Here is a 9,772-nt window from a genome sequence, read left to right as displayed (position 1 = left end):
CCATCGAGTAACAAAGTCAGAAAAGTCACCTCCGAGAACTATCCTACAGACGCAGGGCGTGAAGGCGAACTGATTTTCCGGCTGGTTTACGAACAGGCTGGGTGTAAAAAGCCTGTTTCCCGGCTGTGGCTGTCCAGCATGGAGGACAATGCCATCCGGGAGGGCTTTGCAAATCTGAAACCGTCAACAGAATATGATGCACTGTATCAGGCTGCACTCTGCCGGGAACGTGCCGATTGGATGGTCGGCATCAACTGTTCCCGGCTCTTTTCATGCCTGTATGGTCGGTCTTTGGCGGTTGGGCGTGTTATGACCCCTACACTGGCGATGGCCGTGCAGCGAGAAGCAGCTATTGCTGCATTCACCCCGGAGAAGTTTTACACGGTTTCGCTGGCATTTGAGGGCGACGGCACAGCGTCCAGCAAGCGATTCTCGCAGAAAGAGGATGCGGAAACTCTGCTTGCCAACTGCCGAAAGGAGGTCAGCACGGTGGTGCAAAAAGTAGAACGCAAAGAAAAAAACGAAAAGCCGCCGCAGCTCTATGATCTGACGACGCTCCAGCGGGATGCCAACCGTTTGCTGGGGTTTACTGCACAGCAGACCTTGAACTATGCGCAGAGCCTTTACGAAAAGAAACTCATCACTTATCCCCGAACAGACAGCCGCTTTCTGACGGAAGACATGGCAGCATCCCTGCCGGGGCTGGTGTCGGCTGTTGCGGGAGCCTTTTCCGTGGGGGAAGCTGTACCCGTCCATGCAGAACAGGTAATCAACAACAGCAAGGTCAGCGACCACCATGCGCTGCTGCCTACTGCAAGCATGGTACAGGCCGACTTTTCAGCTTTGCCCGCCGGGGAACTGAGCGTCCTGCGGCTGATTGCGACACGTCTGCTCTGCGCCATGGGAGAACCTCACCGCTGTGCAGAAACCGTCCTGACCACCATCTGCGCCGGGGAAGAATTTACCGCAAAAGGCAAGGTGGTTTTGGACGAGGGCTGGAAAGGCATTGAGCGCAAAATGCTGGACGATCTGCTGGACAAAAAGAAAGAGCCTGCTGCTCTGCCGGATGTGCAGGAGCAGAGTCAGTGCAGCGTTGCCGGTGCTGAACTGAAAGAGGGGCAGACCTCGCCGCCGAAGCACTTTACCGAAGATATATGCTGTGAAAGGGGGATAAGAAATCACCCATAGAAAGGAGCGTTCCCATGAAACCCAAGAAATTAGGCAACGGTAAAATCACCGCCCTTTATGAGAGATTGAGCCGTGACGATGACCTCACAGGTGATAGTAACAGCATTATCAATCAAAAGAAAATGCTGGAGGACTATGCGAAAGCCAACGGTTTTACGAATTGCGTCCACTTCACAGATGATGGTTGGTCTGGTGGAAGTTTTGACCGCCCAAGTTGGAAGCGCATGATTGAGGGCATTGGAAAAGGCGAAATCGCTGCTGTCCTTGTTAAAGATTTGAGCCGCGTCGGTAGAGATTATTTACAGGTGGGCTTTTACACCGAAGTGATGTTCAGAGAGAAAGGTGTGCGGTTTGTTGCCATTACCAACGGAGTAGATAGCGACAAACGGGAAAGCAGCGAGTTTGCACCCTTTTTGAACATTATGAACGAATGGTATATTCGTGATTGCAGCCGTAAGATAACCTCTGTTTTACGGGCAAGAGGTATGTCCGGCAAGCACACAAGCAACCACTGTATCTACGGTTACAAGAAAGACCCCAACGACAAAGACCATTGGATTATCGACGAGGAAGCTGCCGAAGTAGTACGCCGGATTTATCGCATGGCCATTGAGGGAAAAGGCCCGTATGAAATTGCCCGCATATTGGCAACGGAAAAGGTTGAGCGCCCCTCTTACTATCTTGCACAGCGCGGTATGGGAAACCATCAATCAAACTACAATGCCGCAGACCCCTACACATGGCGCGGCGGTACAGTTGCCGACATACTCTCCAAGCAGGAATATATGGGGCATACGGTAAACTTTCGGACTTATAAGGAGAGCTATAAAGATAAGCGCGTCAAAATGACCCCCAAAGAGGATTTAGTCATTTTTGAGAACACACAAGAAGCTATCATCGACAAGGAAACATGGGAACGCGTACAAACTCTACGGAAAACCATTCGCCGGACAGACAGCATAGGAAAGGCCAATCCACTAACCGGCTTGATGTTTTGCGCGGATTGCGGTGCAAAGATGTATAACCACAGGGGCAAGGCCGGAAACGCGCGTGACTGGGCGGGCAGACCCAACGGGAAAAAGCGTCCGGATCGTGACGAGTACAACTGTTCCCGTTATGATTTGGGCAACCAGCATTATGATAAATACTGCACGACGCACCTTATTCGTACTGCTGTTGTAAACGAGCTTTTGTTGGAAGCCATCAAGGGCGTTTGTGACTATGCGTTGAACAATGAAGCTGAGTTTATGGCACAGGTCTGCTCCGCTTCCGAGGACAGGCAGGAAAAAGCTGCAAGATCCATTCGCCAGCGGAAGCAGCGCAACGAGAAGCGTACCGATGAACTGACCCGCCTAATCCGAAAGCTCTATGAGGACAATGTAAGTGGCCGACTTTCCGATACCCTTTTTGAACAAATGCTCAGAGATTTCGAGGCCGAGCTAAGCGATTTGACAGAAATCGTTTCCCAAGACCAACAGGAACTTGAACGCATAAGCAGGGAAACCATCAACGCCGAAAAGTTTCTTTCCCTTGTCAGAAAATATACAGACTTTTCCGAGTTGACCCCTGCCATGATAAATGAGTTTGTAGAAAAAATCCTCGTCCACCAAGCCCAGGGCAAAGGAGCAAGCAGAATACAGGAAATTGAAATTTTCTTTAATTTTGTTGGTAAGGTGGACATCCCTCACAAGGAAGTGGAACTGACCGAGGAAGAAAAGGCCGCGTTAGCGGAACAGGAACGCCGCCGAGCGAAAAAAGCAGAGTACAATCGACGCTATATGGAAAAGAAACGCAGGCAATGGAAAGAGCAGCAGGAGCAGGAGCAAGCCGAGCAACTGCCCCTTGCCGCCGAACAGAAAGGAGAACACATAGCATGAGCTAATCTATGTTTGACGGTCAAGAGCCGGAAAAAACAGAAATCCTGCGATAACAGCCGCCCCGACGAACCATTCCCCGTCCGGGCGGTTTCTATTTGAAAATCCTCATTTTCCCCAAGTCAAGAGCCGGGAAAAACACCCGAAAAATGCCCCTATTGCGTAACAGGGGCGCAGAAAGGAGAGTTTATGAGAACAGGGCTTACGAAGCAGGAAAAGACCACCGATATATGGTTTGACGAGAAAGACCCCCTTATCCATATCCGCACACACAACACCGACTTAAAGAAGCGGCTTGCCGCCTACTCCGGACAGCACCCCGACCAGTGCCGCCAGACCGACGCAGACCCCGAAACGGGCTGCATGGAGTTTGATATTGCAAAGGGGCGTTTCTCTTTCCGTCTGACCGCCCCATACAGTGAGGAACGGAGGAACGCCGCCAGCAAAGCGGCAAAGAAACATTCCGGCAACTTGACACACCCTATTCAAAAAGATGTGCTATAATTTTTTTGAAAAAGTTTCGGATTAGATGTAGTATTTGCCGCTGAAACCGTAGTACATAGGTGAAGCCCGAAAGGAGGCGGTGAGATGATAGACGACGAAAAAATCATAGAAATGTTTTTTGGACGTTCAGAACAAGGCATACGAGAGCTGGATATAAAATACGGAAAGGTCTGCCACAATCTTTCCTACCATATTGTAGGCAGCAGACAAGACGCGGAGGAATGTGTAAACGACGCTTATTTAGGCGCATGGAACGCCATTCCCCCGGCACGACCTAACCCACTGCTATCTTATCTTGTTAAAATCGTTCGGAACATTTCACTCAAAATCTATTGGAGAAAGGAAGCAGCCAAACGGAGCAGCCATTACACGATTGCTTTGGAAGAAATTGAAGCCTGTATAGCAGCCCCGAATACAGTAGAAGCAGAAATCGAAGCCAAAGAGTTAGCCCGTATCATTGAAGCATTTTTAGACACGCTGACTACCGAAAACCGCGTTATTTTCATGCGCCGCTATTGGTTTTCCGACAGCTATAAGGACATAGCCGAGTTTATGGGGCTTTCAGAAAAAAACATTTCTGTCCGGCTGACCCGTATCCGCGAGAAGATGAAGCAATATTTGATTGAAAGAGAGGTATTCGTATGAATGCAAAGAAGTTTTCCGACGCTATGAGCGAGCTTGACACAAAATATGTCGATGAAGCTCTCAACTACAAGAAGAAAGCCCAAAAGCCCATTTGGGTAAAGTGGGGGGCTATTGCAGCTTGCTTGTGCTTGATGATACCATTGACCGCATTTGCCGTTGATATAATTCAATATAATGCAGCGGTTGATTATCTCAATTCTCTCGGCATTGCTGTTGAAGATTTGAGCGACTATTCTCATAAAGAAATAAAAGAAGCTGCAAAAACGATTGACGCAGGAGAAAGTAACCCGTTGACTGAAGAAATCCTTAGTCTAATACCAGAAAACAAAAAACCGCTCGATACACCGACGCAGGTAACATCTGAGCAAATTAAAGAACTAACACCGACCATGACAAGAGAAGATGTTCTCTCTCTTTTAGGTGACACACAAGATGTTGGCTCAGGCATTTATATATATCTTTACGAAGTAGACCAACAATACCTGCTGCGTATTCCTTTTGCAAGCGATGAAGCACAATTAGGTGTAGCAGGAGAAGATTTGCTAAAGGCATTGGTTCCCATTTCTGGAGATATTGCTCCTATGGTCTATGTAAATGATACGCTTTATCAAATCGTTGACTCTCAACCCAACTTCGCAGATGAAAAAAGTTCTTTCAATTTGTTAGGAAAAATCGAAAACACAGTTAGTTCTTCGGAAGAACCAAAAGAAAATTTCCAAGCAAATGATGATATTGTAGGGGCTGCGGTTTATCAGTACGGCGATAACATTGTCGTTGAGTTTGAGGGAAAATACTGGTTATATGAACACTATCATAACACAGACTTTGACGGAAACTCAGACGGGTATGACCCACTCCCCAATAACCAAACTTCTGGTGAAGAAGTATCAGAACAAGACCCCGCAGCAAACTGAATAATCTTATCCTCATATTGCAAGGGCAGCCGAGAAAATCGACTGTCCTTTTTCTATGCCTATGGGCAGAAAGGAGCGACCAGCCATGACAAAACCGAGAGAGAAAACCCGTGAGGAACTGCAAGCCGAGATTGAGGGCGGAAAGAAGAAAATCCGGCAGCTTGAGAACCGGGAGAAAATCATCAAGCAGAAGCTATCCGTCGAGGAACGCAAGGCGAGAAACCACAGGCTTTGCAAGCGCGGCGGCTTCATGGAAAGCCTTGTGCCGGAGCTTATTGCCATGCCGGACGAGGATGCGCAGACCTTTTTCCGACTTGCTTTGACGAGTGAACCAGCGCGGGAGTTTTTGAGAAAACGAGCCGAGGAAACGACAAGCTGAAAATCCCTTAGGAACTAAGGGCGCACTTATACACCCTTGCGGGCGTGTGCGCTCTGCCGAGGGCTTATCTCCGCACAGGGAGAGTTCCCCGCGCTCCGATATGGCGGCTTTGCCGCAACAAGGGGCTGCACCCCTTGCGCCGCTTCGCGGCTATCCCTGCACACCCACAAAAACAGTACACCCGCCGTTGGCGTCTGTACCATTTTTGAGGGTTTTATTATCCTATCCGGGAGGTGATACCCATAGCCATTTACCATTGGAACATCGGCATTGTGAGCCGAGGAAAAGGCAAATCAGCCGTTGCCGCAGCCGCCTACCGAAGCGGCGAAAAGCTGACAAACGAATGGGACGGAATGACCCATGACTACACTCGCAAAGGCGGCGTTGTCCATACCGAAATCATGCTGCCGTCCCATGCCCCGCCCTCTTTCTCTGACCGTTCAACCTTGTGGAACAGCGTGGAGCTTTACGAGAAAGCCGGGAACGCCCAGCTTGCCAGAGAGATTGACGCGGCACTCCCCATAGAATTATCCAGAGAGGAACAGATCCGGCTTGTCCGGGAATACTGTTCCTCTCAATTTGTTTCTAAGGGAATGTGTGTGGATTTTGTTATCCACGACACCAACAGCGGCAACCCCCATTGTCATATTATGCTTACCATGCGCCCCCTTGACGAGCGCGGCGCGTGGGCGGCGAAGTCCAAAAAGGAATATGACCTTGACGAAAACGGCGAGCGTATCCGCTTGCCAAGTGGCAGATACAAAACTCACAAAGTTGACCTTACAGGCTGGAACAACAAGGACAACACCCTCTTGTGGCGCAAGGCATGGGCTGACTTTACCAACGACTTTTTGGAGAAGAACGGAAGCCCGGAGCGTATCGACCACCGCAGCAACGCCGAGCGCGGCATAGACGAGATACCCACCGTCCACATGGGCGTGGCTGCTTGCCAGATGGAGAAGAAAGGTATCGTCACCGAGAAAGGCGAACTGAACCGAAATATCCAAAAGGCAAACCGCCTTATCCGGGAAATCCGGGCGCAGATTGGGAAGCTCAAAGAGTGGATTGCCGACCTGTTCAAAGCGCGGGAAACCGCCCCAGAACAGCCGCCGCAATCTCCCAACCTTGCAAATCTGTTGATGAAGTATTTGAGCGTTCAGAGAGAAAAGAGCCGGAAGTATTCGCAGCGTTGGCAACAACAGCACACAGCCGATGAACTGAAAACCATAGCGGCGGCGGTCAACTATCTCTCCGAGCATAGTATCTCGACCCTTGACGAGCTGGACGCCTCTCTTTCCTCTGTCAGCGATAAAGCCTATTCAATCCGGGAGGGAATGAAAACCGCCGAGGAACGCATGAAGAATCTGCAAAAACTCATGGAGTACGGCAGAAATTATCAGACCTACAAGCCCATACAGGACGAGTACCGGCAAATCCGCTGGAAAGGAAAACAGGAGAAGTTTGCGGAAGCCCGCCGCGCCGAGCTTACCCTATGGGACGCGGCAAACCGCTATCTCCATGCCCATTTGCCGGAGGGCGTGAAAACCCTGCCGATCTCCGCGTGGGAGAAAGAATATACTGCCCTCAAAGCACAGCGGGAAGCGGAATATGACACGCTGAAAGAGACCCGCGCCGAGGTTGCCGAGCTTCAAAAAATCCGCAGGTGCGTGGATATTGCACTCCGCGCCGACCAGCCGGAGCAGACGCAGAGCCGCACCAAGCGGCACGAACAGGAGCGATAAAGAAAAGGACGGGCAAGCCATTTTGCTTGTCCGCCCTAAATGCTTTCTGATAAACTGGAAGTTGTTTATCCAAAATGAAATGGAATAACCATATCAAGTAAAACTGCAAGAACTATACTAATCGTTCCCATTAGAGCAGAACTCCTCAATGTGTCTCTCCTCAAAACAATAAGTCCAATAATAAAGACTATCACTTCCAAAACAGATTTTGCATTAAAATACCAGCATCCATATACAAAGCACATATTGAACAATACTGCCAAAATCAGTGCTGATAGTATAAATGCCAGTTTGCTTTTCCCCTTTGCATACCAACAGACAAAAGCCAATAATGGAGAAACAGCTGTAAATCCAAACCAAATCATCGCATAACTTCTTGGGAAAAATCCTGCAATATAGTTTGAATACAAATAGTAGCTTGCAACCATACCAACAAAGAATACAAAAACATTGATGCTTGCTCTTATTGCAGAATTGCTATAAATAGAAATACACAGTGCAATCAATATCCAGATTGCAAAACGCCCAAGAAAATTACCAATATCTAAGACTCCATTTATTGCCATAAGCACACCTGGAAGTTCAGTTTGACGAAAATCCAGATATTTTGAGAAAGTTCCCAAAGCTATTCCGAGAAACAATATCGCTATGGTATTTATAAGTTTTCTATTATTGGATATTGGATTTTCTGCATTCCTTATATCATTCAAAAAATTTATCATAATTACCCTCACAAATTCCGGATTTGTCGATTTCATTATACTCAAAACCTATGAACAATTCAACCACAGAAAGCGAGGTATCAACCATGTATTACACCCAAGAACAGATAGACCGCGCCAACCAAGCCGACCTTGTTTCTTTCCTGCAATCACAGGGCGAGCAGCTTACCCGCGCCGGGAATGAATACCGCTGGAAGCGGCACGACAGCCTGACCGTCCGGGGAAACAAATGGTACAGGCACAGCCAGAGCAAGGGCGGCGCACCCATTGATTTTGTCATGGAGTTTTTCGGCAAGAGCTTCACCGAAGCCGTTGAACTTCTCGCAGGAGAAAAGGGAGCTACACCGCCGCCGGACAGACCAAGCCCCGCGTCCTTTTCTGACTTCCGACTGCCGCCCCGCAGCACCGACAACCGAACAGCGAGGAACTACCTCACAGCTGCCCGCCGCATTGATGAAGATGTGACGGGCTTTTTCTTTGCCAGCGGGGATATTTACGAGGAAGCCGCCCACCATAACGCCGTATTCGTAGGACGGGACGAGGACGGAGTACCACGCTACGCCCACCAGCGCGGCACAGCCGGGAACTTCCGGCTTGATGTGAAAGGCAGCGACAAAGCCTTTAACTTCTGCTACCGGGGCGAGGGCGAAAGATTGTTTGTCTTTGAAGCCCCGATAGACCTGTTATCTTTCCTCTGTCTGTTCAAAAAGGACTGGCAGAAGCAAAGCTATCTGGCACTGGGCGGCGTGGGGGAAAAAGCCCTTTTGCGTTTCCTCTCTGACCGTCCGAACATTACCACCGTCTACCTCTGCCTTGACAGCGACGAAGCCGGAAACGACGCTTGCAGCCGCCTTGTGAAGCTCATGCCGGAGGGATATACCGTCCACCGCCTTATCCCTCTTTTCAAAGATTGGAACGAGGTACAGACGCGCCGGGGAGAAATCACAGACGGGAAGTATTTGCGTGAAGCGGTCTATGGATTGAAAGAGCCGCCGCAGGAAGAAACGGTTGAGATTATCCGCATGAGCGAGGTTGATACACAGACCGTTGAATGGCTATGGGAGCCGTATATCCCCTTTGGGAAAGTAACCATTGTGCAAGGCAATCCCGGCGAGGGCAAGACCACCTTTGCCCTACGCCTTGCCGCCGCCTGCACCACCGGGGGAACGCTGCCGGGCATGAAGCCCATGCAGCCCTTTCAAGTGATTTACCAGACCGCCGAGGACGGTTTGGGCGATACCGTCAAGCCACGCTTGATGGAAGCCAAAGCCGACCTTGACCGGGTGCTTGTGATTGATGAAGCCAAGCGAGAGCTTACCCTATCTGACGAGCGCATAGAGAAAGCAATCGTACAGAACGGGGCGCGTCTGATTATCCTTGACCCCATACAGGCGTACATGGGCGAAAAAACCGACATGAACCGGGCAAACGAAGTGCGCCCCATGTTCCGCCGCCTTGCCGAAGTTGCCGAGCGTACCGGGTGCGCCGTTATCCTTATCGGACATTTGAACAAAGCAGCCGGAGGGCAGAGCGCGTACCGGGGATTAGGTTCTATCGACTTCCGCGCCGCAGCAAGGAGCGTCCTGCTGATCGGGCGCGTGAAGCGAGAACCGAATGTGCGCGTTATCATTCACGACAAATCTTCCCTTGCGCCGGAGGGAAAGCCCGTTGCCTTTTGCCTTGACCCGGAAACAGGCTTTGAGTGGATAGGCGAATATGATATAACCGCCGACGAACTGCTATCCGGCGCGGGCGGCAACAACGCCACCAAAACCGAACAGGCTGAAAAGCTGATACTTGACCT

8 protein-coding genes and 1 pseudogene are annotated in these 9,772 nt (G+C 50.0%); 8 read left to right on the top strand and 1 reads right to left on the bottom strand.

The genetic code is table 11. The features are described 5' to 3' along the window. From DWY95_RS15765 to mobQ, 7 genes and pseudogenes are all read left to right on the top strand, one after another. A pseudogene (locus tag DWY95_RS15765) lies at positions 1 to 1,152 on the top strand (DNA topoisomerase); the annotation flags it as partial. Positions 1,153 to 1,202: 50 nt separating this feature from the next. Continuing rightward, positions 1,203 to 3,065, top strand: a complete 1,863-nt coding sequence (locus tag DWY95_RS15760; protein WP_097769765.1) for a recombinase family protein — start codon at positions 1,203 to 1,205, stop codon at positions 3,063 to 3,065. Positions 3,066 to 3,251: 186 nt separating this feature from the next. Continuing rightward, on the top strand, positions 3,252 to 3,566 hold the full coding sequence (locus DWY95_RS15755; protein WP_107630935.1) for a hypothetical protein: 315 nt from the start codon (positions 3,252 to 3,254) through the stop codon (positions 3,564 to 3,566). Between the two features lie 84 nt (positions 3,567 to 3,650). Then, positions 3,651 to 4,211, top strand: a complete 561-nt coding sequence (locus tag DWY95_RS15750; RefSeq protein WP_005922902.1) for an RNA polymerase sigma factor — start codon at positions 3,651 to 3,653, stop codon at positions 4,209 to 4,211. Further along, positions 4,208 to 5,125 carry a hypothetical protein gene (locus DWY95_RS15745; protein ID WP_118554222.1) on the top strand — a complete coding sequence of 306 codons (918 nt, stop codon included), beginning with the start codon at positions 4,208 to 4,210 and terminating at the stop codon, positions 5,123 to 5,125. Before DWY95_RS15750 ends, DWY95_RS15745 begins: the two co-directional genes overlap by 4 nt. An 85-nt stretch (positions 5,126 to 5,210) precedes the next feature. Then, on the top strand, positions 5,211 to 5,504 hold the full coding sequence (locus tag DWY95_RS15740; protein WP_118554221.1) for a DUF3847 domain-containing protein: 294 nt from the start codon (positions 5,211 to 5,213) through the stop codon (positions 5,502 to 5,504). A gap of 233 nt (positions 5,505 to 5,737) precedes the next feature. Further along, positions 5,738 to 7,246 carry a MobQ family relaxase gene (gene mobQ / locus DWY95_RS15735; protein ID WP_118554220.1) on the top strand — a complete coding sequence of 503 codons (1,509 nt, stop codon included), beginning with the start codon at positions 5,738 to 5,740 and terminating at the stop codon, positions 7,244 to 7,246. Between the two features lie 65 nt (positions 7,247 to 7,311). Here mobQ and DWY95_RS15730 read toward each other — a convergent pair whose 3' ends face one another. Then, entirely contained in the window at positions 7,312 to 7,968 is a 657-nt protein-coding gene (locus tag DWY95_RS15730) for a hypothetical protein (RefSeq protein ID WP_004851532.1), read from the bottom strand. Positions 7,969 to 8,054: 86 nt separating this feature from the next. Here DWY95_RS15730 and DWY95_RS15725 point away from each other — a divergent pair. Continuing rightward, on the top strand, positions 8,055 to 9,772 hold a 1,718-nt coding region (locus DWY95_RS15725), incomplete at its 3' end, for an AAA family ATPase (RefSeq protein ID WP_118554226.1).

It is taken from the genome of Faecalibacterium sp. AF28-13AC (assembly GCF_003478405.1).
GTDB classification, from domain to species: Bacteria; Bacillota; Clostridia; order Oscillospirales; family Ruminococcaceae; genus Faecalibacterium; species Faecalibacterium prausnitzii_E.
The sequence above is the reverse complement of the archived record's forward strand: the minus strand, read 5'-3'. Positions and strand labels throughout refer to the sequence as shown.

Coding starts and splice junctions, on each gene's coding strand:
- DWY95_RS15755 (WP_107630935.1), top strand. CDS start 3,252: ATGAGAACAGGGCTTACGAAGCAGGAAAAGACCACCGATATATGGTTT.
- DWY95_RS15760 (WP_097769765.1), top strand. CDS start 1,203: ATGAAACCCAAGAAATTAGGCAACGGTAAAATCACCGCCCTTTATGAG.
- DWY95_RS15730 (WP_004851532.1), bottom strand. CDS start 7,968: ATGATAAATTTTTTGAATGATATAAGGAATGCAGAAAATCCAATATCC.
- DWY95_RS15745 (WP_118554222.1), top strand. CDS start 4,208: ATGAATGCAAAGAAGTTTTCCGACGCTATGAGCGAGCTTGACACAAAA.
- DWY95_RS15740 (WP_118554221.1), top strand. CDS start 5,211: ATGACAAAACCGAGAGAGAAAACCCGTGAGGAACTGCAAGCCGAGATT.
- DWY95_RS15750 (WP_005922902.1), top strand. CDS start 3,651: ATGATAGACGACGAAAAAATCATAGAAATGTTTTTTGGACGTTCAGAA.